This window comes from Nocardia sp. NPDC049190 (genome assembly GCF_040648115.1).
Taxonomy (GTDB): domain Bacteria; phylum Actinomycetota; class Actinomycetes; order Mycobacteriales; family Mycobacteriaceae; genus Nocardia.
In genome coordinates this window covers 1-26,055 of sequence record NZ_JBEZDE010000036.1, presented here as the reverse complement: position 1 = coordinate 26,055, position 26,055 = coordinate 1, and the positions used below count along the sequence as shown (strand labels likewise).

The window sequence follows — 26,055 nt, the reverse complement described above, 5'->3', positions numbered from 1 at the left end:
GGGGTCGGATCGATGCGCGACATGGGGCGATCCGCGAGTGATCGGTTCGGCGCGGACGAATGGCGCCGAATTCGGCTGTGGGGATTGCTGGGTGTGTGCGTTCTCGCCGTAGTCGGCGTCGTCTGCTGGTTCACGCCTGTGCTCTCGGTGCGCACCGTGCGGATCGAGAGCACGCTTGCGGTACCCGAGCAGCAGGTGCGCGATCTGCTCGAAATCCCGTCCGGCCGCTCCATACTGCGAATCGACACCACGGCCATTGCGCAACGAGTGGCCAGCATTCCGAGGGTGCGCACGGCACGGGTACAGCGGGTATTTCCATCCACCGTCCGAGTGACGGTCGTGGCGCGCATTCCGGTGTTGTTCTACGACAGTCCGCAGGGCGAGCATCTACTGGACGCGGACAGCGTGGAATTCGCGATCGAGCCCGCACCTATCGGTGTGGCGAAACTGATCGCCGATCATCCCGGTGCCGACGATTCGGTGACCCGCGCCGCGGTTTCGGTCCTTGCCATTGTTCCCGCTGCGCTGCGTGTTCAGGTGGGTGAGGTTGTCGCACGGTCCATTTCGGATATTTCGCTGAATCTGAAGGACGGACGCACGGTACTCTGGGGCGGGACCGACGACGCCGAGCGCAAGTCAGCGGTCGTGTTACCGCTGTTGACGCGCCCCGGAACGGTGTTCGATGTCTCGAGTCCCAATCTGGTCACGGTAAAGTGATCCACACCCATTGTGTCCAGGGAATTTTCGGCGGTTCGGGAGCGGTTCCGGCGCCGAGAAGATGGCCGGGGGGCAACCGTCCACCATACGACGTGTGGAGTGGCGAGACGAGCGGGATCACACAAGATTCTGACTCTCGTTTCGGCGCGCCTGCGCACGTATCGCGGCGGCTGCGAATAGCGTTCGGCACCAGTCGGATACTTGACATAACGCTAACCCTATGGTTCAGGTTTAGGGTTTGCTCGGTTCTCGGGTCGCTTTCCGAAGCGAATCGACCCACGGGCCGGGTCGAAAAGCAGTGTGCCGAGAATCCGGAAACGACAGGCTTTAGATCGAAGGAAGGCGAGAGCCCATGACGCCCCCGCACAACTACCTTGCGGTGATCAAGGTCGTCGGTATCGGCGGCGGCGGTGTGAATGCCGTCAACCGGATGATCGAACAGGGACTCAAAGGTGTCGAGTTCATCGCGGTCAATACCGACGCACAGGCCCTGCTGATGAGCGATGCCGACGTCAAACTCGACGTCGGTCGTGAGCTCACCCGCGGTCTCGGGGCCGGCGCCGATCCCGAGGTCGGACGCAAGGCCGCCGAGGACCACAAAGACGAGATCGAAGAGGTGCTCAAGGGCGCCGACATGGTCTTCGTCACCGCGGGCGAGGGAGGCGGCACCGGTACCGGTGGCGCGCCGGTCGTCGCGCAGATCGCGCGTAAGCTCGGCGCGCTCACCATTGGTGTGGTCACGCGTCCGTTCTCGTTCGAGGGCAAGCGTCGTGGCAACCAGGCCGAGGTGGGGATCAACCTGCTGCGCGAGTCCTGTGACACGCTGATCGTGATTCCCAACGACCGGCTGCTGCAGCTCGGCGACGCGGCGGTGAGTCTGATGGACGCCTTCCGCTCGGCGGACGAGGTGCTGCTCAACGGTGTGCAGGGCATTACCGACCTGATCACCACGCCCGGTCTGATCAACGTCGACTTCGCCGATGTCAAGAGTGTGATGTCCGGAGCGGGCAGTGCGCTGATGGGTATCGGTTCCTCGCGCGGCGAGGGCCGATCGGTGAAAGCTGCCGAGGCGGCGATCAATTCGCCGCTGCTCGAGGCGTCGATGGATGGTGCGCACGGAGTGTTGCTGTCGATCGCGGGCGGGTCGGATCTGGGTCTGTTCGAGATCAATGAGGCGGCGTCGCTGGTGCAGGAGGCCGCGCACATCGAGGCCAACATCATCTTCGGCACCGTCATCGACGACTCGCTCGGTGACGAGGTGCGGGTCACCGTGATCGCCGCGGGCTTCGACGGCGGAGGCCCGGCCCGGCGGACCTTCGACACCACGAGCCGGGGCACCATCGGGTCGGCGCGGTCCGGCGAGATCGGACAGAGCCGCACCAGTGAGGTCGTCGCCCGCGGCACCGACACCCCGCCGAGTATCTCCAGCAGCCGAGGCGCGGTGCCGAGCTACCGCGACACCGAACGGCAGCGCGCGCTGTCCGAGCCGACGATCGCGAACAACCCACGTTCGCACATCACGCCGCCGGATGACGATGACGATGACGACGACGTGGATGTGCCTTCGTTCATGCGGCGGGGCTAGCAGCTGGACCGTGGGTTCCGGCCGCGGCCGGAACCCAGCTCGAAATAGGGGGTGAGCTCTCGGTCTTCACCGGGACGCTCGGGGGCATCGGGGCGTGGTGCCCGGTTGTGTCCGGATAAGGCAAGCGATTTCGTGGATGTCGGCGACGCGAGATGCTCGGCGTGGGCGGGTATGGGGTGCTTCGGTGAGACGCGGCGACCTGTGGGTGTTCCGGCTCCGGCGTGGGCCTTTCGTCGGCCTTCGCCGAACGCCACTAGGCTCGTCGCTATGACTATCGCGCCGACTACGATCGTTCGACGGGTCACGACGACCAGGGCAGGGGGCTTCTCGTCGCCGCCGTATGACTCGTTCAACCTCGGCGACCATGTCGGCGACGATCCGGCGACCGTGCGGCGCAACCGGGATCGGCTGGCCGAGGGGATCGGCCTGACGCCGGACCGCTTGGTGTGGATGGAACAGATCCATGGTCGCAATGTCGAAATCGTGGACGGTCCGCGGCCGCGGCCGGTTCCCGCGACCGACGCTATCGTCACGACGGTGCCCGGCCTCGCGCTCGTGGTGCTCACCGCCGACTGTGTCCCCATCCTGCTGTCCGACGATGAGGCAGGTGTGATCGCGGCTGTGCACGCCGGCCGCATCGGCGCTCGGATCGGCATCGTGCCGCGGGTGTTGGACGCGATGGTCTCCGTGGGCGCGCGCGTGGATCGCATCGGCGCTTTCCTCGGTCCCGCCGCCTCCGGTCGCCAGTACGAAGTCCCCGCGGCGATGCGCGACGATGTCGAGGCGCATTTGCCGGGAAGCGCGACCATCACCGTTCGCGGCACCCCCGCGCTCGACCTGCGCGCCGGCATCTCCCGGCAGCTCTCCGAGGCCGGGGTAGCCGGGATCGCCGTGGATCCGCGCTGCACGATCGAGGACCGCACCCTGTTCAGTCACCGCCGCGGCGCCCCGACCGGCCGAATCGGTGGGGTGATCTGGCGGGAGGACACCGCGTGAGTGAGCGTCAGCGCGCGCAATGGGACCACCGTGCGCGGTCGGCGCAGCCGAGCCCGAGTGAGTTGCCGTCGTGAGCGCCGACATCGAGTCCGTGTCGGCCGACGCGGTCGCGGCCCGTACCGCGGAGTTGATCACCGCCTTGGCGGGCCTGCTTGCCCGGATCGATGCGGGCTGCGTCGCGGCGGGCCGGGATCCGAACTCGGTCCGGCTGCTACCGGTGACGAAATTCTTCCCCGCTTCCGATGTGGCGATCCTGTATCGGCTGGGTCGACGTGACTTCGGTGAGTCGCGCGAGCAGGAGGCCACCGCCAAAGTGGCGGCCGTGCGTGATGAAGAACTCTCCGGCATACGCTGGCACATGATAGGGCGCCTGCAACGGAACAAAGCGCGGGTTGTGGCCCGTTGGGCGCACACCGTGCACTCGATCGATAGCGAACGGCTGGCAACTGCCCTTGACGCCGGTGCGCGGGCCGCGTTGGACGCGGGGGAACGCACCGAGCCGGTTCGGGTATTGCTCCAGGTGAGCCTGGACGACGACCCGGCGCGCGGCGGTGTGTCGGCGGCCGATCTCGCTCCGCTCGCCGAACAGGTCGCGGCCGCGCCGGGACTACGGCTGTCGGGTCTGATGGCCATTCCGCCGCTGGGGGCGGAGTCTGATGCGGCATTCGCACGTCTTGCGACGTTGCACACCCTGTTGCTCGCCGATCATCCGGAGGCGACAGAACTTTCGGCAGGCATGTCCGGCGATCTGGAATCGGCGATCGAACACGGGGCCACGGTTGTGCGTGTCGGTACCGCCTTGATGGGCGGCAGGCCGATAACCTCGGCGTAGCAAAGAAACCTCATCAGTCACATTCGACACATATGCTGGGAACTGGCGAGGGCTGAGCAAGACTTCAACACCCGGCTGCCACCGGGGCCGAAGGAAGGTCGACCAGAATGAGCGAGCGCAGCGAGCGAGTAATCGACGCAGCCACCATCGTGGTCATGACGGAGCCGAGCGACAGCGAGGTGCGGTCATGAGCACGCTGCACAAGTTCAAGGCGTACTTCGGCATGGTTCCGCTCGACGACTACGAAGACGACTATGTGGACGATCGCGCCCCTCGGGGTGTCGACGAGCGCGGTGCGCGCCGGCCCCGGCCCCGTGACTACTCCGACCGTGACGGTTATGCCGATCGCTACGGCGAAGACCGTTACGGCGCGGACCGTTTCGACGACGTCGAGTATCCGGAGCCCGCCTACAAGTCGCCGTACAAGGCGGGGTACCCGGTGTCGCGGCGCGACGACTACGCCGACGAGCCCTACGGTGACGACCGCTACGAGGCGTCGCGGCGCCCGACCCGGATCGAGTCCGCCCCGTCGGGCCGGTTCCGGGCGGGTGGGAGCGCGCCGATATTACGCGGAGCCACCCGGGGTGCGCTCGCCGTCGATCCCGACGCCGAGGAGCGCAGGCTGGAGGAGCGCGTGCGTCCCGAGCCCGCCCCGGTGCGGCGGCCCGGGATCTTCGAGGACGGAGGCCCCTTGTCCAAGATCACGACGCTGCGCCCGCGGGATTACAGCGAGGCTCGGATCATCGGCGAACGCTTCCGCGAGGGCAATCCAGTGATCATGGACCTGGTCGAGCTGAGCAATGCCGACGCCAAGCGATTGGTCGATTTCGCCGCGGGCTTGGCCTTCGCGCTGCGCGGCTCGTTCGACAAGGTCGCGACGAAGGTGTTCCTGCTCTCACCCGCCGATGTCGACGTATCGGCCGAAGAGCGCCGTCGAATCGCCGAGACCGGCTTCTATAACCAGAAATAAAGCGGTGATCCGGGGGGTGGGGGAGACCGGTCGCGGGTGGTGCGGCGCGGTCATTTTGCGCGAAGCGATTTTTGCGGCAGAGTGAACTGGTGGCCTTGTTCGCGGTGCTGTACTTCGTACTGTTCATCTTCTGGCTGTTGCTGATCAGCCGCGTGATCGTCGAGTTCATCCGAAGCTTTGCCCGCGACTGGCGCCCTACCGGTGTCGTGGTTGTCGTACTAGAGGTGATCTTCACGATCACCGACCCTCCGGTGAAACTCCTGAGGCGGTTGATACCCCCGGTGTCGCTGGGCGGAATTCGGCTGGATCTGTCGATTATGGTCTTGCTATTCATCGTCTTCATCTTGATGTCGATCGTGGGCAGGCTCGGGCAACCGGTAGCTCCGGTGTGACAGAATGGGCCGGGAAGACAGCTTGCTAGATCTGCTAGATCTCCAAAAGACGCGTGAAGGGATCCTTCCATGCCGCTGACCCCAGCCGATGTGCACAACGTCGCGTTCAGCAAACCGCCGATCGGGAAGCGTGGCTACAACGAGGATGAAGTCGACGCGTTCCTGGATCTCGTGGAGCAGGAGCTCTCGCGTCTGATCGAGGAGAACGCCGACCTGCGCCAGCGGGTTGCCGAACTCGACGCGGAACTGGCCGACGCCAAGAAGAATCGCGGCCCGGCCACGGTGAACGCCGCGAAGGTTCCGGTACCACAAGCTCCGCCGCCCGAGCCGATCAAGCCGCCGGTTCCGGTCGCCCCGCCCGCCCCGATGGCCGCGCCGGTGGTCAAGGATGCGGGCGCGGACGCGAACCTGCAGGCCGCCAAGGTGCTCAGCCTCGCCCAGGAGATGGCGGACCGGCTGACCAGCGACGCCAAGGTCGAGGCGGAGAACCTGCTGTCGAATGCCAGGGCGAACTCCGAGCGCCTGGTAGGTGATGCGAGGACGCGGTCGGAGTCGATGATCGTCGATGCTCGCCAGAAGTCGGACGCGCTGCTGTCGGACGCCCAGACCCGGTCGGACAACCAACTGCGCCAGGCCAAGGAGAAGGCCGACGCGCTGCAGGCCGACGCGGAGCGCAAGCACACCGAGATCATGGCCACCATCACCCAGCAGCGCACCGTGCTGGAGAGCCGAATCGAGCAGCTCAAGACATTCGAGCGGGAGTACCGGGTACGCCTCAAGTCGTACCTGGAGTCGCAGCTCGAGGAGTTGGAGAATCGCGGCTCGGCGGTACCGGTCGACGGCGGCGAAGCGTTCGCCGACGCCAACACCGCGAGCAACCTGGCGCCCGCCTCCTTTGCCAAGGGTGGCAAGTAACGCGGCTCGCTCTGCGTGCAGCAGGTCATACTGCTAGAGGAAATGTCGAGCCGCCTGGCATGCCTTGGGGGTCACCATGCTCGTCTTGACGCTCGTCCTTGCCGCGATCGGCTTCGCGCTACTCGTGGCCGCCCTCACCACCGGATCGGTGATCTGGGCGTGGGGCTGCATCGTGGTATGTGTCATCGGTGCTGTGCTGTTGCTGGTGAGTGCCCTATCCATGCGGAGGCCCGAGGGTGAGTCCATACAGCCTCCTGGTCGTCATGCCAAACGGTGAGGGCTGCCCTGCCGGCCGAGCGTGACCTGCCCTGCGAATTGGGTTGACCGCTCTGGCTAGAATCAAACATGAATACGACGTCGATCCGGCAATCACCGGGGAGTCTTCGGAAGAACAGCAGCACGGTCCCCTGGCCGGGCGCTCAGTAGAACCGAACGGGTGAGCCCGTCACAGCTCCCGAACGAGAGGTCCGGCGGATACTGTGCCGGGCAAGCGGGGTGGTACCGCGGTTTCGGCGCACCGGGCGCTGTCATCGTCCCCGTGCCAACGACACGGCACGAGGAGACGTATCCGCGATGGCGGACCACACTTCCAGCAGCAGCGCGTATCCGCGGGTCGACCTCGGCGTCGGCAGCGGGACATCGTTCCCCGAGATGGAGCGCCGCGTGCTCGACGCATGGGCGGCCGCCGACACCTTCCGCGCGAGCATCGAAAAGCGTTCCGGCGCATCAGAATTCGTTTTTTACGATGGGCCGCCCTTTGCGAATGGTCTTCCGCATTACGGTCATTTGCTCACCGGATATGTCAAAGACCTCGTCCCGCGTTTCCAGACTATGCGTGGCAAGCGGGTCGATCGTCGATTCGGTTGGGACTGCCACGGTTTGCCCGCGGAAATCGAGGCGGAAAAGCAGCTCGGTATCACGGACAAATCACAGATCGATGCCATGGGTCTCGCCGAATTCAACGCGGCCTGCAAAACATCGGTACTGCGCTACACGAGCGAATGGCGCGACTACGTGACGCGCCAGGCCCGCTGGGTCGACTTCGACAACGACTACAAGACGCTGGATACCGACTTCATGGAGTCGGTGATGTGGGCGTTCAAGTCGCTCTATGACAAAGGCTTGATCTATCAGGGCTTCCGGGTGCTGCCCTACAGCTGGTACGAACAGACGCCGTTGTCGAATCAGGAGACTCGCCTCGACGACGCGTACAAGATGCGCCAGGACCCGGCGGTCACCGTCGACATGGTGTTGCGCGTGTCCGCCGACCATCCGCTGAGCGCGCTCGACGGCGCCAATGCCCTGATCTGGACGACCACGCCGTGGACGCTGCCGTCCAACCTGGCCATCGCGGTGCACCCGGACGTCCGCTACGTGCACCTGCGTGCCGCCGACGGCAAGCGCTATCTGCTTGCGGTCGAACGGGTGTCGCACTACGCCCGAGAGTTCGGCGAGGACCTCGAGGTGCTCGGCGAGTACGACGGAGCAGCGCTGGCCGACCTGGCCTATACCCCCCCGTTCGACTTCTTCCTCGGCCACCCGAACGCGCACCGTGTGCTCACCGCCGATTACGTGACCACCGACTCCGGCACCGGAATCGTCCACCTCGCACCGGCTTTCGGTGAGGAGGACATGGATGTCGCCGCGGCCAACGGGATCGAGCTGGTGCAACCGCTGGATCCGGGCGGCAAGTTCACCTCGATGGTGCCGCCGTACCAGGGGCTGATGGTGTTCGACGCCAACCCGGTGATCATCAAGGATCTCAAGACCGCGGGAAAGGTGTTGCGGCACGAGACGATCGAGCACTCGTATCCGCACAGCTGGCGTTCCGGGCAACCGCTGATCTACATGGCCGTGCCGTCCTGGTTCGTCGCGGTCACCCAGTTCCGTGATCGAATGGTCGAACTGAACAAGCAGATCACCTGGGTGCCCGAGCACATCCGCGACGGACAGTTCGGCAAGTGGCTGGAGGGCGCGCGGGACTGGAACATCAGCCGCAACCGCTACTGGGGCAGCCCGATTCCGGTCTGGGTGTCCGACGACCCGGCCTACCCACGCGTCGACGTGTACGGCTCGCTCGACGAACTGGAACGCGATTTCGGCGTGCGCCCCACCGATCTGCACCGGCCGACGATCGACGAGTTGACCCGCCCGAACCCCGACGATCCGACCGGCAACTCGACCATGCGCCGGGTGCCCGAGGTGCTCGACTGCTGGTTCGAGTCGGGCTCCATGCCATACGCCCAGGTGCACTACCCGTTCGAGAACAAGGACTGGTTCGGCGGCCACTTCCCCGGTGACTTCATCGTCGAATACAACGGACAGACGCGCGGTTGGTTCTACAACCTGCACGTCCTGTCGACGGCGTTGTTCGACAGCCCGGCGTTCAAAACCGTGGTCGCGCACGGCATCGTGCTCGGTGATGACGGGCTGAAGATGAGCAAGTCCAAGGGCAACTACCCGGATGTGAACCAGGTGTTCGACCGGGACGGCTCCGATGCCATGCGGTGGTTCCTGATGAGCTCGCCGATCCTGCGCGGCGGCAACCTCATCGTCACCGAGCGCGGCATCCGCGAGGGTGTCGGGCATGTGCTGCGTCCGCTGTGGAATGCGTGGACCTTCCTGCAGTTGTACGCGTCGAAACCCGGGACGTGGCGGACGGATTCGCCGAACGTGCTCGACCGCTACATCCTGGCGAAACTGGCGCAGACCAGGAATGTGATGACCGAGGCGCTGGAGGTCTATGACATCGCGGGCGCCTGCGAGGAGCTGCGCTCGTTCGCCGACGCGCTGACCAATTGGTATGTGCGCCGATCGCGTTCCCGGTTCTGGAGCGAGGACGCGGACGCGGTGGACACCCTGCATACGGTGCTCGAGGTGGTCACCCGGCTGGCCGCGCCGCTGTTGCCGCTGCTCACCGAGGTGATCTGGCGGGGACTGACCGGCGGCGAGTCGGTGCATCTGGCGGACTGGCCGGCGGGAGCGGAGCCTGCGGAGCGAACAGAAAAGTCCGCGGGTGTGCTTCCTGACGACCCGGAGTTGGTCGCCGCCATGGACGAGGTGCGCGTGGTGTGCTCGACGGTGCTGAGCCTGCGCAAGGCACAGAACCTGCGGGTGCGGCTGCCGCTGGCCGAAGTCACCATCGCCGCGGCCGACGCGGAGCGGTTGGCGCCGTTCGCGGACATCATCGCCGACGAGGTCAATGTCAAGAAGGTGGATCTGACCACCGATGTGGACGTGCACGGCCGCTTCGAACTGGTGGTCAACGCCCGTGCGGCGGGTCCGCGCCTCGGCAAAGACGTGCAGACGGTGATCAAGGCGGTCAAAGCGGGGGAGTGGTCCGAGGGCGCCGATGGTGTGGTCACCGCGGCCGGCATCGCCCTGCTCCCCGAGGAATACACGCAGCGCTTGGTCGCCGCCGAGCCGGAGTCCACCGCGGCGCTGCCGGGCAATGCGGGTCTGGTGGTGCTGAACTCGGTGGTCACCGAGGATCTGGAGGCGGAGGGGTGGGCCCGTGACCTGATCCGTGACCTGCAGGAGACCAGGAAGACCTCCGGCCTCGAGGTCTCCGATCGCATCACCGTAGTGCTCGACGTTCCCGCGGAACGGGCCGGCTGGGCCGAGACCCATCGTGAGTTGATCGCGGGCGAGATCCTCGCCACCACCTTGGCATTCGGCGACGCCGGCCCCGATGCCGCCGATCTTGTCGGTGGTGTGCGGGCGAAGGTCACCAAGGTCTGAGGTCCAAGGTATGACGAGTCGGGGGTGAGACCGAAAGGTCTTGCCCCCGAACTGTATTCGCGGTGGGATGGCCGGGCTGCCTCGACCACGCCCATCGCTCGGGGATACTTCGATGGTCAGTGCGCCCATGGATCACATCGACCATAGTCGCGTGTGCTGCTCGGTCGGTGGTGTGGTGCGATTCGTCGACGGGCGCACGATGTTCGGCCTGTTCAGCTCGACGGCCACCGCCATAGCGCTTCCGGGAGGGGCGCTGGTCGCGCGGTGCGCTGGAACCGGGCTGCCTGAGACCCCCCTCGGTACGCACATGCGTTCAACGCGTAGGAAAGTCGCAGTCCGAACGGAGTGGGGTCGGCACAAACCCCAATCGTCGCTGCACGCTGCACGCTGCACGCTGCACCTTCGCGGGCAATCTGATCGCAAACGCCTGGACGGGGTACCGGTACGTGCATACCCAACCGATGGCTGTCAGGGCGCGTTCCCAGTCATCCGCTGGCCGTGGTTCACCAGTGCTCATCGCGAGCTGCGCGCACAAGTGGTGGACTGATACGGGCGATGTCAAGAGTTTGCGTTGTGATATAGATCACACGCTAGGAATTTGCTGAACCGATTGTGCTGCCGCGGTGAGCGCGGCACAATCGGCGATGTTGCTGCTGTTGCGCAGGTTAACTGCTGGGGCGGCAGTGTCTGTTCGCGGAGTGTCCTACTCGAAATGCTCTGCGCCGGGCGTGCTTTCGCCAGGCGCGGTAGCCGCGGCGCCATCTCGATGACCCTGCTGATGCCAAGTGTTAGCCAGGGCTGTCGGTGGGTGCCCTGTCAGTCGGGTCAACGGAAGGGACGAGCACGTGACGAGGAAACCGCTGCGCCGCATCGCACTCGGATTCATGGTGTCGACGATCGCGACACTTGTCCTCGCAGGACCGGTCTGGTCCGACACCGGTAGTGCGTCCGGCAGCGGACCGGGCAGCGGCTCCGCCGGCGAGTTGGGCGCGACCCTCAGCGCCAGTGGCTCGGCGGCATTGCCGGTGCCCAGTTCGCGCGGCCTCGCCGCACTGGCCGTGGCCTTGACACAGATCGGCAAGCCCTACCAGTGGGGTGGCACCGGTCCGTTCGCCTGGGATTGCTCTGGTCTGGTCCAGTGGGCGTTTCGCCAGGTGGGGGTGAGCCTGCCACGGACAACCTGGCAGCAGGCGAAGGCTGGAGTGGCGGTTCCGCGCAGCGCCCTCGCGCCCGGCGATGTGGTGGTACTCAACGACGACGGCTCGCACGTCGGTATCTATGCCGGCTTGGGGCAGGTGTTCAACGCCTACGGCTCCGGCGTGCCGGTCGGATTCACCCCGCTCAGCCGTTTCGACATCTACGCCATCCGCCGCTTCTGAGCACGCCGCACCGGCCTGATCGCGTATCCGCGGCGATGCGCACCACTCACCCACCGTGGTCACGACCCGGCGCAGTGCGGATCGTGACCACGGCGACAGCATCGCCGCGGGTCATGCGAGGTATCGGCGGGTGACGGTGTCGGTCAGGTGCCGAGCGCCTCGGCGAGCGTGCGCAGCAGCGGTCCGTACTGCGGATGCGCCAGCGCCGAGGCGAATTGCGCGACCAGATAGTCGGCCGGATTACCGGTGTCGTACCAGCGGCCCCGGATCACCTGCCCGAAGACCGGGTTGCCGGCCGCGTGCAGGTTGATCGCGTCGGTGAGGTACACCTCGCCGGTGCGGTGCTCATACCACGCGTCGGTCTGAATGCGTAGTTCCTCGATGATTCCGGGCGTGACCACATAGCCGCCGATCGCGGCGAAATTCGACGGTGCGTCCTCGGGCTTGGGCTTCTCTCGAAGTCCGGTGATACGCAGCAGACCGTTGCCGTGGTCGTCGGCCACCACCGGCACGCCGTAGCGCTGCGATTCGGCGGGGTTCATCGGCATCAGCGCGAGGACCGGGGACCCGGTGGCCTCGTAGGCGTCGATGAGCTGCTGGGCGCGTGGCACCTCGGCGACGAACACGTCGTCGGGCCACAACACCAGCATCGGCTCGTCGCCGAGATTTCGGGCGGCGTTGAGCACCGGGGTGCCGTTGCCGTACGGGCCGTGCTGGTCGAGGTAGGTGATATGACCGCGCCGGGACAGCTCGCCCACCTCCTCCACCGCGTCGGCGTAGGCGGTTTTTCCCTCCGCGCGCAGTTGGTCCACCAGCGCCGGGTTGGGGCGGAAGTGATCCTGGATCAACGATTTTCCGCCGCTGACCACAATGGTGATGTCGGTGATGCCCGAGGCGACCAGCTCACGGACCGTGTGCTCGATCACCGGCTGGTCGCCGACCGGCAGCATCTCCTTGGGGATGGCCTTGGTCAGCGGGAGCAGCCGGGAGCCGATACCGGCGGCCGGGATGACGGCCTTACGGATCTTCATGGGTCCGATCATCACATACCAAGTCCGATGGTAGACCTCGTCCCCGCGGTTCGTCATCGGCGATTCGGGACGGCGCAGTACCTCGGTCGGTGCGGAAAAAGGCCAGATCAGAAGGCGTGCGCCGATGAAAAGCGCGGGTAACTCGGGTCTCGGGCACCCAGCGATCCGAGCGGGAACCGGCAGCTGGCGCACAGCGCCACCCGATGGCGTGAACGTCCGCTCGGACCTGTCGGTGTCCGGGCGTACATTGCTCGACGTGAGCATCGAGATCGGGGTGCGTCCGGCGGGTTCGGCTCGGCGGCGGATTGTCGTGCCGCACCCCGTCGACCGGTGGGCCGGACGACGCGCGGCGAAGCATCGGTGAGCGGTCGGCGTCTTCCCGAGCTCGCCGATGCGGACAGCACCGCCCGGCGCTGGGTCCTGCACATCGATATGGACGCGTTCTTCGCCTCGGTCGAACAGTTGACGCGCCCGACGCTGCGTGGTCGACCGGTGCTGGTCGGCGGTACCGGTGGGCGCGGGGTCGTGGCCGGGGCCAGCTACGAGGCCAGGGTCTTCGGCGCCCGCTCGGCGATGCCGATGCACCAAGCGCGCCGGCTCGTCGGCGTGACCGCGGTGGTGGTGCCGCCGCGCGGAGCGGTGTACGGCGTGGTGAGCGGACAGGTTTTCGACGCGCTGCGCCGCCGGATCCCGGTGTTGGAGACCCTGTCGTTCGATGAGGCTTTCGCCGAGCCCGCCGAGCTCGCGGGCGCGACCGTCGCGCGAGTGTACGAGTTCTGCGCGGAACTGCGAGCCCTGGTCCGCGCACGTACCGGGCTGACCGCGTCGGTCGGTGCGGGAACTGGCAAGCAGTTGGCCAAGATCGGCTCTGGACTGGCCAAACCCGATGGGATTCGGGTGATTTCGCCGGTCGAACAGCAGCGGTTGCTCGCCGCGCTTCCGGTACGCAAGTTGTGGGGGATCGGACCGGTCGCGGAAAGCCGGTTGCGCGCAGTGGGTATCGAGACCGTGGGCGCGTTCGCCGCACTGCCGGAATCGGAGGCGGTGTCGCTCCTCGGCGGCAGCGTCGGCGCGGCTCTGCACCGCCTGGCGCGCGGCATCGACGACCGTCCGGTCACCGAGCGCGCCGAGGCCAAGCAGATCAGTGCGGAGACCACCTACGAAACCGATATCGTCACCCTCGCCCAACTGCGGCCCGCCATCGAGGATATGGCCGCCGCCGCGCACCGGCGCCTGGCCGGTGACGGACGCGCCGCTCGCACCGTGGTGCTCAAGCTGAAAAGGTCCGACATGAGTATCGTCACACGCTCCTACACGCTGCCCTACGCGACCGAAGACCTCGCCACGCTCGCCGCCGCCGCGCAACGTTCGGCACTGGATCCACAAGAGCTGGGCCCGATCCGGCTGGTCGGGGTGAGCTATGGCGGCCTGTCGACGGTCCGCCAGGGATCGCTGTTTCCGGAACTCGATCGCGGTCTGGGCACCGAGACCGCCCAGGAGGAGTCCGATGCCGACGTGTCGTCGCGATATGACGACACGGCCGGTGCACCACAGTCCGGCGCGTCCCTTCCGATCACTGTCTGGCAGCCCGGGATGGACGTGACCCATCCCGACCACGGGCACGGCTGGGTGCAGGGCGCGGGACTCGGCGTGGTGACTGTTCGCTTCGAAACCCGTTCGACCGGCGCGGGTCCCGCGCGCACCTTCGCCGCGGGCGACTCCGCGCTCACCCCGGCCGATCCCCTGGGCAGCCTGCTCTGACAACGGTTCGACAATGCCCGGACCGACGCGTACGTTCGCTGCCGACGACATCCGTCTGTCCCGGGTGGATCCGGGCGGCGGTTTCCGCCGCCGGGTAACCTGGGGCCTCGTGCAGCGCCGCCGGTTCGGGTGGCGGCTGCCATCGTGGAACACGACATGGACGTACTCGAACGCAAAGGACGAGCAGTTGAAGCTTCGTAAGACTGGACGCATCGCGATCGCCGGCTTGGCCGTCGTTGCCGCGCTCGGCATGACCGCCTGCGGCAGCGACGACAAGGACAGCAAGCCCGCCGCCAAGACGTCGACCAGCGCCAAGGCGTCGGCGGCCGCGAGCGCGAACCTGCCGCCGGTCCCGACCGCCGCGGAGCTGAACACCGCCCTGTCTCGGGCGCTGGACCCGTCGGTGCCCGCCACCGAGAAGCTGGACAATGTCCAAGGCGTCGAAGCCGATCCGACGCTGCCGGACCGGCTTTCCCAGGCCGCGGCGGGCGCTGACGTGAAGATCGAGGTCACCGACGTCACCTCGTTCGGCGACAGTGTGAACGCCAAGGCCAAGTTCACGCTGAACGACCAGGAGAACATCGTCGAGGTGCCGTTCGTCGCCGACAACGGCAAGTGGAAGATCCAGAAGGCTTGGGCCTGCGCCATGTTGACCAATCTGGGCCAGCAGTCGGCTGCCTGCGGCTGATCGGGTTCGAGCGTTCGGGCCGGTCACCGGGGTTCGCCCGGTGACCGGCCCGCTGTCATGAGCGGTCTATCGTCGGGCATCACCAGGGAATTCGAGCGGTCACACGCCTGTGTGGTCGGCGGTCCCCGCTCCGGGAATGTCCGAAGTCGCACGCCGGTATCGATGTCCGTGTCCCACCTATCGGTGTGGCTGAGGCCGCCATTCGTCGAGCGCTCCGAATCTGGGCCGGCACAATCGACTGCGCCGGGGCGAGCGTCGTAGCGCCCGCGAAAGTGTCGGATCCGACACTTTCGCGCCATTTCCGGCTCCTGGCCCCGGGTGACACCGCTGCCCGTGTGTTGTTCCGATCAGCCGACGGTGTTCTTCGTCGCGATTCGGAGGGCAAGTGCGACCACGTCGTCGCCCGTCGATCCCGGGTAGCCGTGCAGTATCGCGCGCCAGCGCTCCGGGACTGCGCTCGCGCCCCAGCGGGCGCCGAGCAGGCCGCCCGCGATCGCGGCTGTCGTGTCGGTGTCACCGCCCGCTCGCACACACAGTTCCAGTGCCTGTGGCAGATGCCAAGGGCCGGATTGTTCCGCGTGCGTGATGGCCCACCAGGCGGTCTGTAGCGCGTGCACCACCCAGCCGTTCTTCGGAAAATCGTGTGGCGCGCCGGTTTCGGCCTGATCGAGCAGCGGCTCCCAGTACGCGGCGCTCGCGGAGTCGGCCACGAAGTCCCGCACGCCGTCGAAGCTCGCGTGCAGTACCGCGTGTCGAATGGCGTACGTCCAGATCTGGCATGCCTCGATGGCTTGCTTGTCGTGATGGGTCAAAGCGCCGACGGCGGCTGCCATGCGCACGCATTCCGCGGCGTCGTCGAGGTAGACGAGCGCGACGGGGGCTGTGCGCATGAGCGATCCGTTGCCGCCGGTCAACCCGTCCAGGCTCGACGCGCGATGCTGCATGGCCTGCGCCGAATCCGGGCGCTCCGAGAGCACCCGCGAGGTCTGGAGCCCGACGTCCCGTGGCGCGCTGTCCCACCACGCGACGAATTCCGCTGCCACATCGTCGAGGTCGATGCCGGGACCTCGGTCGGCCGCCAGCGCGATCGCCATCGCCATGGACGTGTCGTCGGTCCACTCGCCCGGCGCCCATTGGAACGCCCCGCCGCCGATCATGTCGATCACCTGGAAGGGGCCAGGATGGGTGAACTCGTATCCGGCCCCGAGCGCATCGCCCGCCGCGGTGCCGAGCAGCGCCCCCGCTGCCCGATCCAGTTGCCATTCGTCCAGCATGTATCAACACTCCGATCTCGCCGTTCGATTCGGTCAATGTAATGAAGAGGGCGCGGCCCCGAACCTGTCGGGCTCGACCGGCAATCGGTCGTATGCCTTCAGCTCGGTTGGGTGCTGGGCGAATTCGGCGACTGGGTCGCCCCGACCACGTCGCCGGCTCCGGATCCATGTCGTCTCCACCGCACGCGCCGGCGCCCGGTCAGACGTGGCTGGCGGGTGGTTCCGACGTGGTCACCCGGTTGCGGCGCCCGCGTCGGGCGCGCAGCAGGGCATCGGTGGTGAAGATCGCCAGAGCAGCCCAGATCAGCGCGAAACCTGCCCACCGGGACGCGGCCATCGGCTCGTGCGCGACCATGACGCCCCACGCCATCTGCAAGGCGGGGGTGAGGTATTGCAGCAAGCCCATGGTGGACAGCGGAACCCGTTGAGCCGCAACGGCGAACAGCAGCAGCGGCACCAGGGTGACCGGCCCGGTGGCCACCATCAGTGCGGCATGCTCAGCGCTGGAACCGAATTCGCTGCCTCCGGTGACAGCTAGCGCGATGCTGAACCCCAGCGCGAACGGCGCGGCGACCAGCCCTTCCGCCGCGATGCCGCGCAACGCGTCCAGCGGGATCACTTTCTTCACCAGACCGTAGGTGGCGAACGAGCAGGCCAGCGCCAGAGCGATGATCGGAGGCCGGCCGTAGTCGACGGTGAGCACCGCCACCGCGGTCGCGCCGACGGCAAGCGCCGCCCACTGTGCGCGGGTCAGCCGCTCGCGGAAGATCACCACGCCGAACGCGACGGTGACCAGCGGGTTGATGAAGTACCCCAGCGCGCACTCGACGACGTGTCCCGAGGTGACGCCGTAGACGTACACGCCCCAGTTGAGCGCGATCGCCGCCGAGGCGAGCGCCGCGAGCCCCCAGACTCGTCGACCGATGTCGCGCAGCGACGCCAGTCGTCCGCTCGCCGCCAGCACGACGAGCACCAGGACCAGAGTCCACAGAATCCGCTGGGCTACCACCTCACCCGCGCCGGCGAACGCCAGCAAGCCGAAGAAGGCAGGGAACAGGCCCCACAAGAAGAAGGCGCTTGTGCCGAATACCACACCGGGGAGAGACCTGCTTTGCCGCACGATGACGACGGTAGTTGTCACGTAGCCTTGCGGTCATGTCGACTACCGCGCAGACATCGCGCGCCACCGGGCTCACTACGGCGGAGGTCGAGCAACGTCGCCGTGACGGCAGCGCCAACGACGTGCCGGATCGCGCGAGCCGCTCGGTCGGCGACATCGTCCGCGCGAACGTCTTCACCCGGATCAATGCCATCCTCGGTGTCCTGTTCATCCTGGTGCTGGCCACCGGCTCGATTGTCGACGGCATGTTCGGTCTGCTGATCGTCGCCAACAGCGCGGTCGGCATCATCCAGGAGATTCGGGCCAAACGCACCCTGGACGAACTGGCCATCGTCGGCCAGGCCAAGCCGACGGTGCGCCGCGACGGCACGGCTGTCGAGATCGCGCCGCGTGAGGTGGTGCTCGACGATCTGATCGAGCTCGGCCCGGGCGATCAGATCGTGGTCGACGGTACGGTCGAGGAGTCCGCGCTGCTCGAGGTGGACGAATCGTTGCTCACCGGCGAGGCCGACCCGGTCGACAAGTCGGTCGGCGCCGCGGTGATGTCCGGCAGCTACGTGGTCTCCGGGTCCGGCGCCTACCGTGCGACCAAGGTCGGCAAGGACGCGTACGCGGCGCAGCTGGCCGAGCAGGCGAGCAGGTTCACCCTCGTGCACTCCGAGTTGCGGGCCGGTATCGACAAGATCCTGAAGTTCATCACCTACCTGCTCATTCCGGCCGGTCTGCTGAGCATTTACAACCAGCTGTTCTCCAGCAAGGAATCGTGGCGGCCCGCGGTCACCGGCATGGTCGCCGCCCTGGTGCCGATGGTGCCCGAGGGATTGGTGCTGATGACCTCGATCGCGTTCGCGGTCGGCGTCGTGCGGCTGGGCCGGCGCAAATGCCTGGTGCAGGAGCTGCCCGCGATCGAGGGCTTGGCCCGCGTCGACGTGGTGTGCGCGGACAAGACCGGCACGCTGACCGAGAACGGCATGCGGCTGTCGGACCTGAAGACGCTGGAGTCCTTCGACGACACCGAGGTCCGCGCCGCGCTGGCCGCGCTGGCCGCCGACGATCCCCGCCCGAATGCGAGTGTGCAGGCGATCGCCGAAGGGCTGCCCGAGGGCCCCGGCTGGCCGCGGACCGCGGTGGCGCCGTTCTCCTCGGCCAAGAAGTGGAGCGGTTGCTCCTACGGTGCGCACGGCGATTGGCTGCTCGGTGCGCCGGACGTGCTGCTTGACCCGGCCTCCGAGCACGCGCGGGTCGCCGAAGACCTGGGTTCGTCCGGATTGCGCGTCCTGCTGCTGGCCCGCGGTGACCGTCCAGTGGACGCCCCGGATGCCCCGGGCACGGTGCGGCCGGCCGCGCTCGTCGTGCTGGAACAGAAGGTCCGCCCGGACGCGGGGGAAACCCTCGAATACTTTGCGAGCCAGAATGTTTCCATCAAGGTGATCTCCGGCGACAACGCCGTATCGGTCGGCGCCGTTGCCTCGTCGCTCCGCCTGCCGGGCGGCGATCACCCCATCGACGCGCGCGAACTGCCCGAGGACCGCGACCAGCTGGCCGACGTGGTAGAGCACAGCACCACGTTCGGCCGGGTGCGGCCGGATCAGAAGCGCGCCATGGTGTCGGCGCTGCAGTCGCGCGGACACACCGTGGCGATGACCGGTGACGGCGTGAATGACGTTCTCGCGCTGAAGGATTCCGATATCGGCGTCGCGATGGGCGCGGGCAGCCCCGCCACGCGCGCGGTCGCCCAGATCGTGCTGCTGGACAACAAATTCGCGACGCTTCCCTATGTGGTCGCCGAGGGCCGCAGGGTGATCGGAAACATCGAGCGGGTCTCGAACCTTTTCCTCACCAAGACCGTCTACTCGGTCCTGCTCGCGTTCCTGGTCGGTCTCGCCGGGATCGGTTCGCAGATTTTCGACTACGAGCCGATCGGTTACCCGTTTCTCCCGCGCCACGTCACGATCGCGGCCTGGTTCACCATCGGCATCCCGGCGTTCATCCTCTCGCTCGCGCCGAACAACGAGCGCGCTCGCACCGGGTTCGTCTCGCGTGTCATGCGATTGGCCATCCCGTCGGGTGTCGTGATCGGCGCGGCGACCTTCGTCGCCTATCTGATCGCCTATGCCGGTCCGGATGCGGGGGAGCAGCAGAAGATCCAGGCGGGCACTGCCGCGCTGATCACCTTGATCATGATCGCGGTGTGGGTGCTGGCCATCGTGGCTCGGCCGTACGTGTGGTGGAAGGTGGTGTTGCTGGCGGCGTCGGTCGCGGCGTACGTCGTCCTGTTCACCGTTCCGTTCACCCGGGAGTTCTTCAAACTCGATCCTTCCAACGTCAGGCTGACCGGCGCGGCGGTGGCCTGTGGCGTGGTCGGCATCGTGTTGGTCGAAGCCGCCTGGTGGGTGAGTGCGGCGCTGCTCGGGGAGCGCCGGCAACTGTTCCCGAGCTCGCCGGGCGGGGCCGCCGACCAGCTGGACGCCTGACTCGCCGCGCCACGAGAACCCTTGTGCGAGGACGCCATTCGGGATTGGAGTACCTTTTCGACTATGGAGGTACTGCTGCACCAGATCGACGCGTTCGCCGACGCACCGTTCTCTGGCAACCCGGCCGCGGTGATGCCGCTCCCGTCGTGGCTCCCGGATGCGTTGCTGCAACAGCTGGCCGAGGAGAACAACCTCGCCGAGACCGCCTTCTACACCTCACAATTACCGTCCGAGGCGGGTACGCCCCCGGGCGACTGGCCCGCCTTCCATCTGCGTTGGTTCACGCCGAGGGTAGAGGTCGCCCTGTGCGGACACGCCACCATGGCCAGTGCCGCACAGATTCTGGCGGACATGCATCCAGGTGAAGACCGGGTGAGTTTCTACACGCGCAGCGGCTGGTTGCAGGTCGACCGCACCGACGACGACGAATTCGTGTTGGATCTGCCGATTGTGCCCAGTATTCCGGTGTCGGCCGATCCCGTGTTGGTCGCTGCGCTCGGGGTGCGCCCGGTGCGGGCCTATTCCGGCACGGACGAGGTGATCGTCGTCGCGTCCGAACAGGAAGTTCGTGCTGCCGCGCCGGTGTTCGCCGCGTTTCCGGCCCTGCCGCGTGCCGTGATCGTCACCGCGCTCGGCGATTCGGCCGACTTCGTCTCCCGGGTCTTCGCTCCGGCCGTCGGCGTCTCCGAGGATCCGGTCACCGGATCGGCGCACGCTCAGCTGGTTCCGCTGTGGAGCGAGCGACTGGGGCGCACCACGCTGAATGCCAGGCAGTTGTCACGCCGCGGCGGGACGCTGCGCTGCGAACTCGTCGGTGACCGCGTCCTACTCCTCGGCCGATGCCGCCGCTACCTCGACGGGGTAGTCATCTTGCCGGACTGACGCCACGCTCACCCGCACGACTCACCGATCCGGAACCGGGCCGTCATCGGGGCCGGGGGCCACGACATCCCGCTGGTCCGGCAGCAACGGGACCACTCCGAAGCGGCCCGCCACGGCGTCGGCGGGCAAGGCTTGGACAGCGCGGATGCCGCTGTGTGCGGCCAGGTGTCGCAGATTCGCCAGTGGTCCGCGGACCACGAGTCCGATGACGCACGCGCAGCCTGCGCGCAGCCGCGTGGCGGAGACGGCGACGGTGCGGGCGGTGCGGTCGTCAGCGGGTGGCGGGAGCAGCCAGGCCGCGTAATCGGTCGAATCCACCGCCGCGCGGACGTCGCCCGGGACCGGTACGGCGACCAGAGGAGTCTGGACCCGGGGAATCGGCACCCGATACAGCACCTGCGCGATGCGCACGCCGCCGCTGTGGTCCGGGATTCGTTCGGGCGCAAGTGGCTCGGTGAACGACAGCAGCGCCCAGTGCTGCTCGCCAGCGGTGCCGGTCAGCGAATCCCGCGCCCGCACGAGATAGTCCGCGACCTGTTCACCCTGCTCCGGTCCGAGCCGGTCGGTGAACACGCCGGCCTTGCGCGGCGGATTCAGCACGCCGAGCGCGCCGACCAGCGCGACCAGCGCGACGGCCGCTGTCGTGCGGGCGATGCCACGCCATGGCAGCGCGCGCCGGTCAAGCATTGCGCAAGACGTCCAGGGCGTGCTTCAGGTCGTCGGGGTACGCGCTGGTGATCTCCAGGTAGCGTCCGTCCACGGGATGCTGGAACCCCAGTGAACGAGCGTGCAGCCATTGCCGCTGCAGCCCGAGGCGTTCGGCCAGCCGCGGGTCCGCACCGTAGGTGAGGTCGCCGCAGCAGGGGTGGCGGATCGCGGAGAAATGCACCCGGATCTGGTGGGTGCGGCCGGTTTCCAGGTGGATGTCGAGCAGGCTGGCCGCCTGAAACGCCTCCACGGTGTCATAGTGCGTGATGCTGGGGCGTCCGTCGGCGGTGACCGCGAACTTCCAGTCGTTGCCGCGGGCCCGGCCGATCGGGGCGTCGATGGTGCCGCTGCTCGGGTCCGGGTGTCCCTGCACCAGCGCGTGATACCGCTTGTCGACGGTGCGCTGCTTGAACGCGCGCTTGAGCACCGTGTACGCGTGCTCGGACTGCGCGACCACCATCACCCCGGAGGTGCCGACGTCGAGACGGTGCACGATGCCCTGCCGCTCATGGGCGCCTGAGGTGGAGATGCGGTACCCGGCCGCGGCGAGTCCGCCGACCACGGTGGGCCCGCTCCAGCCGACGCCGGTGTGTGCGGCGACGCCGACCGGCTTGTCCACCGCGACGATGTCGTCGTCGGCGTAGAGGATTCGCATGCCCTCCACCGGCTCGGCCTCGATCGTGAGTTCCCGCTTGGGCTCCGGAAACACCACCTCGAGCCAAGCGCCCGCCGCGAGGCGGTCGGATTTACCGGCGGCGATCCCGTCGAGCTGGACGGAGCCTTCCTCGGCGAGCGCGGCCACGGCGGTGCGCGACAGGCCGAGCAGCCGGGACAGTCCCGCGTCGACGCGCATGCCGTCGAGCCCGTCGGGGACGGGCATGGTTCGGGTCTCCCTCATGCGGCGCTCTCCCCGCCGCTGCGCTCGCTGCCGCGTCCGACGCGGGTTCCGTTCGGCTCGAAGCCGAACACGGTGAGCGCGACGAGCAGGATCGCGCCACACACGATCGAGGAGTCCGCGACGTTGAACACCGGCCACCAGCCGACCGCGACGAAATCGACCACATGCCCCTGCAGCGGGCCCGGCGCACGGAACAGCCGGTCCACCAGATTGCCGAGCGCACCGCCGAGCACCATGCCCAGACCGACCGCCCACCAGAGTGAGCGCAGGGTACGCCCGACGCGGACCACTCCGATCACGACGCCGGCGGCGATCAGGGTCAACAGCCAGGTCATGCCGGTCGCCATGGAGAACGCCGCACCGGGATTTCGCACCAGGCTCAAGCGGGCGAAGTCGCCGAGGACCGGCACCGGGTCGCCCGGCGTCAGATTCGCGACCACGAGGGTCTTGGTGAGCAGATCGAGGCCGAACAGAACCGCGGCGATGACGAGCAGGGTCCGCAGGCGCTGGGGCGGAGTCGCTGGTGTCGTCGGATCGGCGGTGTTTGCTGGGCTCTCCTCGGGCGGTCGGTCGTCACTCACACCGACCATCATCTCTCGAGCAGGATCGGGGTCGATGCGCGCGTCCGATTGGCCGTGCCCGCGCACCCGGATCGCGGTCACCCGGCACGCCGAGCGGCCGGATACCGAATGTCCCAGCTGACGCTCAGGAAGCGGTCGTACCCTGTTGCTCGTGACGGCGTTGTCTTCCCTCCACATCCCGCGGATCGCGCGCTCGGGTGTGCTGCTGATGGTGCTCGCGGTCGGACTCTCCGCCTTCGGGGTCGGTTGCGGCGACGGCGCCGAAAGACGTAGTGAGGCCGAGGGCACCGAGCCGCTGGGGTTGGGCAAGGAAGTCACCGTGCCGATTCCGGCCGCGGTGACCACGGTCGTCGCGACCGGCGCGGAGCCACGCTCGCTGCTGCGGCCGGACTACCCGGCGGGCACTGTTCAGCGGGTGACGCTGTGTACCGCGCACCGAGTCGAACAGCAGATCAACGAGCAGCCGATGCACGACTTCTCCGCGCCAGCGCTGACCATCCCGATGATCGCCCAGACCACCGCCGCGGGCATCGACCTGACCCTCGGCACCGTCACCTCGCCCGACCCGACACTGGCCGAGGCGCTCACCAATATCGGCGGCTCGCACGCGGGCTTCGATCTCAGCGAACTCGGCGCGATCACCGCGCTGCGACTCGAGCCGTCGCCGGATACCTCGACAGCCGCCCGGTCCGCCCTGGAGCAAGCCTTCTACCAGGCGGTCTATCGCTCGATCGCGTTCCCCGACCAGCCCGTCGGCGAGGGCGCGGTGTGGACGGTGCGCCAAGAGGTCACCGGTGGTGTCGTGCTCGATCAGATCACCACCGCGACCTTGACCAGGCGCGAGGGCGACCGGCTCGTCATCGAACTGAAGGTCACCCAGACGCCGAAGTCCCCGATGTGGAACCTGCCCAACAACGCGGGGGCCCTGGACATCAGGGACTATGTCATGCAAGGCGCCGGCACCATCACCGTCGACCTCGGCTTGCCGCTTCCGGTGTCGGGATCCATCACGGTCGGCGGTCATCAGGCCTACCGCGATCCGCACAGCGAGAGCATGCTGCAGCAGACGATCGATACGCAGGTGTCGTGGACCGAGTGATCCGAGCGCGCGGGCTGCTGTTGGCCGTCGCGTCCACCGCGTTGGTCAGCGGATGCGGGTCCGCGCAACCGGACACACCCGAGCTGCCCGAACTGCCGCCACTCGGTTCCGTGCTAGTCGCCGCCGCAGTGACCGCCGCACCCGAATCCGACTCGAATCGGCTGCGCGGCCTGCTGCTCGACGAGGCGAACCTGCCGCCGAACTTCACCGCCCTGCCGCCGCGCGCCGACCTGCCCCAGGGAGTCACGGCCTCGGCCTCCGGCGCGTCGCCGACGAATCCCGCGGAGTGCGCCGTACTGCTCACCCCGTTGGGTGCGCAGCGCCACGATGCGCTCGCGCAGGCCTCGATCCACTACGCGGGACCGAGTTTTTCCAGTATCGATATCGACGCGGCGAGTTATTCGGGCGAGGCACTGGCTGACGCGTTCTCCGAAGCGCAGGCGATAGTGCGCCGCTGCGCGCGCTATTCCGGCGCCGACGACTCCGATACTCGAGTCGATTATCGGGTCGGCGGCCTGGCCCAGCCGCCCGCGGGCGACGCGTCCACCGCCTTTCAGGTGCGCACCAGCAGCGATGGCTTGATACTCGGCTCGTCGGTCGCGATCGTCCAGGTCGGCAGCACGCTGGCGCAGGTCGCGGTGACCGCGCCGGAATCGGTGGATCCCGGCGTGCTCAGCGCTCTGACTGCCGCGCAGGTGCGTCGGCTGCGCGGTGTCGCCGGTCCCTGATTTCGGGAGATCCGGCCAGCGGGGTGGGTGACGGGAATAGGCTCGGGAGGTCCGACACCATGCCTGGATCGGAGGTTTTCCATGTCTGATGTCAAGCCTGTTCCCGAGGGATATCCGGTGGTCTCGCCGGGACTGTCGATCGACGGTGCGGCGGCCGCGATCGACTTCTACAAGAACGTTTTCGGCGCCACCGAGCGAATGCGTATGCCCGGTCCGGACGGCACGATCGCGCATTGCGAGCTGATGTTCGGCGATTCGGTCGTCATGCTCGGTGATCCCGCACCGGATATGGGCTTCCTCGACCCGAAGACGATCGGCGGCACTCCCGTCAATCTGTACGTGTATGTCGAGGATGCCGACGCCGCGTTCGCCGCCGCCTTGGCCGCGGGCGCCACCGAACTCACCGCGATGACCACCCACTTCTACGGCGACCGCAGCGGCGCTTTCGAGGATCCGTGGGGACACCGCTGGACCGTGGCCACGCACGTGGAGGACGTGCCGCCCGATGAGATGGACCGGCGGATGGCCGAGCAATTCGGCGGTTCCTGAGCCGGTTCGGCGCGCAGACCGGGAGACCTGGGTATGGGAAAGATCGTCGAAAGTACGAATGTGTCCCTCGACGGGCTCATCGACAATATGCAGGACTGGCACTTCGACTACTTCAAAGAGGGCGCGATGGAATTCGCCGGCGCCCAATTGAAGGCGGCCGACGCGCTGCTGATGGGCCGCAAGACCTACGAGGGTTTCGCCTCGGTATGGCCGCACCGCACCGGCGACTGGTTCTCCGACAAGGTCAACGCCATGCGGAAGTATGTGGTGTCGAGCACCGTAACCGATCCGGAATGGACCAACACCGTCGTGCTCGGTCCGGACACTCCGGCCGAGGTCGCTCGCATCAAGGCCGAGACCCGGGGCGACATCCTGCTCTACGGGCACGGCGGGGTGGCCCGTCTGCTGCTGGAACACGGCCTGCTCGACGAGATCCGCCTGTGGATCCACCCGATCTTCGCGGGCCGCGCCGACCCCGAGCACCTGATCTACCGGGCCACCGGCAAGACCCCATTGCAGCTGTTGGACACCACTGTCCTGGAGACCGGCATCATCATCGCCACCTACGGTCCCGACCGGGTGGGCTGAGCGAAGATCGGACGGCGGACCCGGACCCCCTCATCTGCCTTGTGGCCGGGTCCGCCGGTTTGTGGTCAGGTTTTGTTGGTGTGGATGGTGGTGAGGATGGTGGGGTCGAGGAGGGTGGAGGTGTCGCCGGGTTGGCGGCCTTCGGCG

The 26,055-nt window shown here is 67.4% G+C and carries 25 protein-coding genes; 19 read left to right on the top strand and 6 right to left on the bottom strand.

Annotation, left to right across the window (positions count from 1 at the left end; genetic code table 11):
- Positions 1 to 21: 21 nt before the first annotated feature.
- The 10 genes from AB0B25_RS25635 to AB0B25_RS25590 all read left to right on the top strand — a co-directional run bounded on the left by AB0B25_RS25635 (position 22) and on the right by AB0B25_RS25590 (position 11,527).
- Entirely contained in the window at positions 22 to 717 is a 696-nt protein-coding gene (locus AB0B25_RS25635) for an FtsQ-type POTRA domain-containing protein (protein ID WP_357184276.1), read from the top strand.
- A gap of 352 nt (positions 718 to 1,069) precedes the next feature.
- A complete protein-coding gene (ftsZ, locus tag AB0B25_RS25630; RefSeq protein WP_357184274.1) occupies positions 1,070 to 2,302 on the top strand; it encodes a cell division protein FtsZ in 1,233 nt (410 codons plus the stop codon).
- A gap of 267 nt (positions 2,303 to 2,569) precedes the next feature.
- Positions 2,570 to 3,298 (top strand): peptidoglycan editing factor PgeF, encoded by a 729-nt coding sequence (gene pgeF, locus AB0B25_RS25625; RefSeq protein ID WP_357184271.1) that lies wholly within the window; start codon positions 2,570 to 2,572, stop codon positions 3,296 to 3,298.
- 70 nt (positions 3,299 to 3,368) lie between these two features.
- Positions 3,369 to 4,130 carry a YggS family pyridoxal phosphate-dependent enzyme gene (locus AB0B25_RS25620; RefSeq protein ID WP_357184268.1) on the top strand — a complete coding sequence of 254 codons (762 nt, stop codon included), beginning with the start codon at positions 3,369 to 3,371 and terminating at the stop codon, positions 4,128 to 4,130.
- A gap of 187 nt (positions 4,131 to 4,317) precedes the next feature.
- The gene (sepF, locus tag AB0B25_RS25615; RefSeq protein WP_357184265.1) at positions 4,318 to 5,100 is read left to right on the top strand and encodes a cell division protein SepF; all 783 of its coding nucleotides are present in this window, start codon (positions 4,318 to 4,320) and stop codon (positions 5,098 to 5,100) included.
- An 89-nt stretch (positions 5,101 to 5,189) separates the two neighbouring features.
- A complete protein-coding gene (locus tag AB0B25_RS25610) occupies positions 5,190 to 5,492 on the top strand; it encodes a YggT family protein (protein WP_039797136.1) in 303 nt (100 codons plus the stop codon).
- 69 nt (positions 5,493 to 5,561) lie between these two features.
- Positions 5,562 to 6,407 (top strand): DivIVA domain-containing protein, encoded by an 846-nt coding sequence (locus AB0B25_RS25605; protein ID WP_357184262.1) that lies wholly within the window; start codon positions 5,562 to 5,564, stop codon positions 6,405 to 6,407.
- 76 nt (positions 6,408 to 6,483) lie between these two features.
- Positions 6,484 to 6,684 (top strand): hypothetical protein, encoded by a 201-nt coding sequence (locus tag AB0B25_RS25600; RefSeq protein WP_357184259.1) that lies wholly within the window; start codon positions 6,484 to 6,486, stop codon positions 6,682 to 6,684.
- Positions 6,685 to 6,980: 296 nt separating this feature from the next.
- On the top strand, positions 6,981 to 10,148 hold the full coding sequence (ileS, locus tag AB0B25_RS25595; RefSeq protein ID WP_357184256.1) for an isoleucine--tRNA ligase: 3,168 nt from the start codon (positions 6,981 to 6,983) through the stop codon (positions 10,146 to 10,148).
- A gap of 884 nt (positions 10,149 to 11,032) precedes the next feature.
- On the top strand, positions 11,033 to 11,527 hold the full coding sequence (locus tag AB0B25_RS25590) for an NlpC/P60 family protein (protein ID WP_357184331.1): 495 nt from the start codon (positions 11,033 to 11,035) through the stop codon (positions 11,525 to 11,527).
- Between the two features lie 143 nt (positions 11,528 to 11,670).
- On the opposite strand, the gene AB0B25_RS25585 is transcribed toward AB0B25_RS25590, so the two are convergent.
- Positions 11,671 to 12,558: a UTP--glucose-1-phosphate uridylyltransferase gene (locus tag AB0B25_RS25585; protein WP_357184253.1), complete on the bottom strand. Its 888-nt coding sequence runs from the start codon at positions 12,556 to 12,558 to the stop codon at positions 11,671 to 11,673.
- Positions 12,559 to 12,682: 124 nt separating this feature from the next.
- Between AB0B25_RS25585 and AB0B25_RS25580 the strand changes: the two genes are divergently transcribed.
- The 3 genes from AB0B25_RS25580 to AB0B25_RS25570 are packed head-to-tail and all read left to right on the top strand — an operon-like array spanning position 12,683 to position 15,007.
- On the top strand, positions 12,683 to 12,922 hold the full coding sequence (locus AB0B25_RS25580) for a hypothetical protein (RefSeq protein ID WP_357184250.1): 240 nt from the start codon (positions 12,683 to 12,685) through the stop codon (positions 12,920 to 12,922).
- A complete protein-coding gene (locus AB0B25_RS25575; RefSeq protein ID WP_357184247.1) occupies positions 12,919 to 14,319 on the top strand; it encodes a DNA polymerase IV in 1,401 nt (466 codons plus the stop codon). Before AB0B25_RS25580 ends, AB0B25_RS25575 begins: the two co-directional genes overlap by 4 nt.
- A 13-nt stretch (positions 14,320 to 14,332) precedes the next feature.
- Positions 14,333 to 15,007 (top strand): hypothetical protein, encoded by a 675-nt coding sequence (locus AB0B25_RS25570; protein ID WP_357184244.1) that lies wholly within the window; start codon positions 14,333 to 14,335, stop codon positions 15,005 to 15,007.
- Positions 15,008 to 15,354: 347 nt separating this feature from the next.
- Here the strand turns inward: AB0B25_RS25570 and AB0B25_RS25565 are convergent, their stop codons facing one another.
- Positions 15,355 to 16,281, bottom strand: coding sequence for an ADP-ribosylglycohydrolase family protein (locus tag AB0B25_RS25565; protein ID WP_357184241.1), 927 nt, complete (start codon positions 16,279 to 16,281; stop codon positions 15,355 to 15,357).
- Positions 16,282 to 16,480: 199 nt separating this feature from the next.
- A complete protein-coding gene (gene rarD, locus AB0B25_RS25560) occupies positions 16,481 to 17,401 on the bottom strand; it encodes an EamA family transporter RarD (RefSeq protein WP_357184328.1) in 921 nt (306 codons plus the stop codon).
- A 35-nt stretch (positions 17,402 to 17,436) separates the two neighbouring features.
- On the opposite strand from rarD, the gene AB0B25_RS25555 reads away from it, so the two are divergent.
- Complete coding sequence (locus tag AB0B25_RS25555; protein WP_357184238.1) at positions 17,437 to 19,875, top strand: HAD-IC family P-type ATPase; 2,439 nt, start codon at positions 17,437 to 17,439, stop codon at positions 19,873 to 19,875.
- Positions 19,876 to 19,938: 63 nt separating this feature from the next.
- Positions 19,939 to 20,757, top strand: a complete 819-nt coding sequence (locus tag AB0B25_RS25550) for a PhzF family phenazine biosynthesis protein (RefSeq protein ID WP_357184235.1) — start codon at positions 19,939 to 19,941, stop codon at positions 20,755 to 20,757.
- Between the two features lie 21 nt (positions 20,758 to 20,778).
- On the opposite strand, the gene AB0B25_RS25545 is transcribed toward AB0B25_RS25550, so the two are convergent.
- From AB0B25_RS25545 to lspA, 3 genes are read right to left on the bottom strand one after another with little or no spacing between them, the layout of a single operon-like run.
- On the bottom strand, positions 20,779 to 21,444 hold the full coding sequence (locus tag AB0B25_RS25545) for a hypothetical protein (RefSeq protein ID WP_357184232.1): 666 nt from the start codon (positions 21,442 to 21,444) through the stop codon (positions 20,779 to 20,781).
- Positions 21,437 to 22,363, bottom strand: a complete 927-nt coding sequence (locus AB0B25_RS25540; RefSeq protein WP_357184229.1) for an RluA family pseudouridine synthase — start codon at positions 22,361 to 22,363, stop codon at positions 21,437 to 21,439. Before AB0B25_RS25540 ends, AB0B25_RS25545 begins: the two co-directional genes overlap by 8 nt.
- Positions 22,360 to 22,956: a signal peptidase II gene (lspA, locus tag AB0B25_RS25535; protein WP_357184325.1), complete on the bottom strand. Its 597-nt coding sequence runs from the start codon at positions 22,954 to 22,956 to the stop codon at positions 22,360 to 22,362. The genes AB0B25_RS25540 and lspA overlap by 4 nt, the downstream gene beginning before the upstream one ends.
- A gap of 139 nt (positions 22,957 to 23,095) precedes the next feature.
- Here lspA and AB0B25_RS25530 point away from each other — a divergent pair, with 139 nt between their 5' ends.
- The 4 genes from AB0B25_RS25530 to AB0B25_RS25515 all read left to right on the top strand — a co-directional run bounded on the left by AB0B25_RS25530 (position 23,096) and on the right by AB0B25_RS25515 (position 25,908).
- A complete protein-coding gene (locus tag AB0B25_RS25530) occupies positions 23,096 to 24,043 on the top strand; it encodes a hypothetical protein (RefSeq protein ID WP_357184226.1) in 948 nt (315 codons plus the stop codon).
- Entirely contained in the window at positions 24,031 to 24,771 is a 741-nt protein-coding gene (locus AB0B25_RS25525; protein WP_357184223.1) for a hypothetical protein, read from the top strand. Before AB0B25_RS25530 ends, AB0B25_RS25525 begins: the two co-directional genes overlap by 13 nt.
- Before the next feature lie 81 nt (positions 24,772 to 24,852).
- Positions 24,853 to 25,320: a VOC family protein gene (locus tag AB0B25_RS25520; RefSeq protein ID WP_357184220.1), complete on the top strand. Its 468-nt coding sequence runs from the start codon at positions 24,853 to 24,855 to the stop codon at positions 25,318 to 25,320.
- Between the two features lie 33 nt (positions 25,321 to 25,353).
- Entirely contained in the window at positions 25,354 to 25,908 is a 555-nt protein-coding gene (locus tag AB0B25_RS25515) for a dihydrofolate reductase family protein (RefSeq protein ID WP_357184217.1), read from the top strand.
- Positions 25,909 to 26,055: the final 147 nt, after the last annotated feature.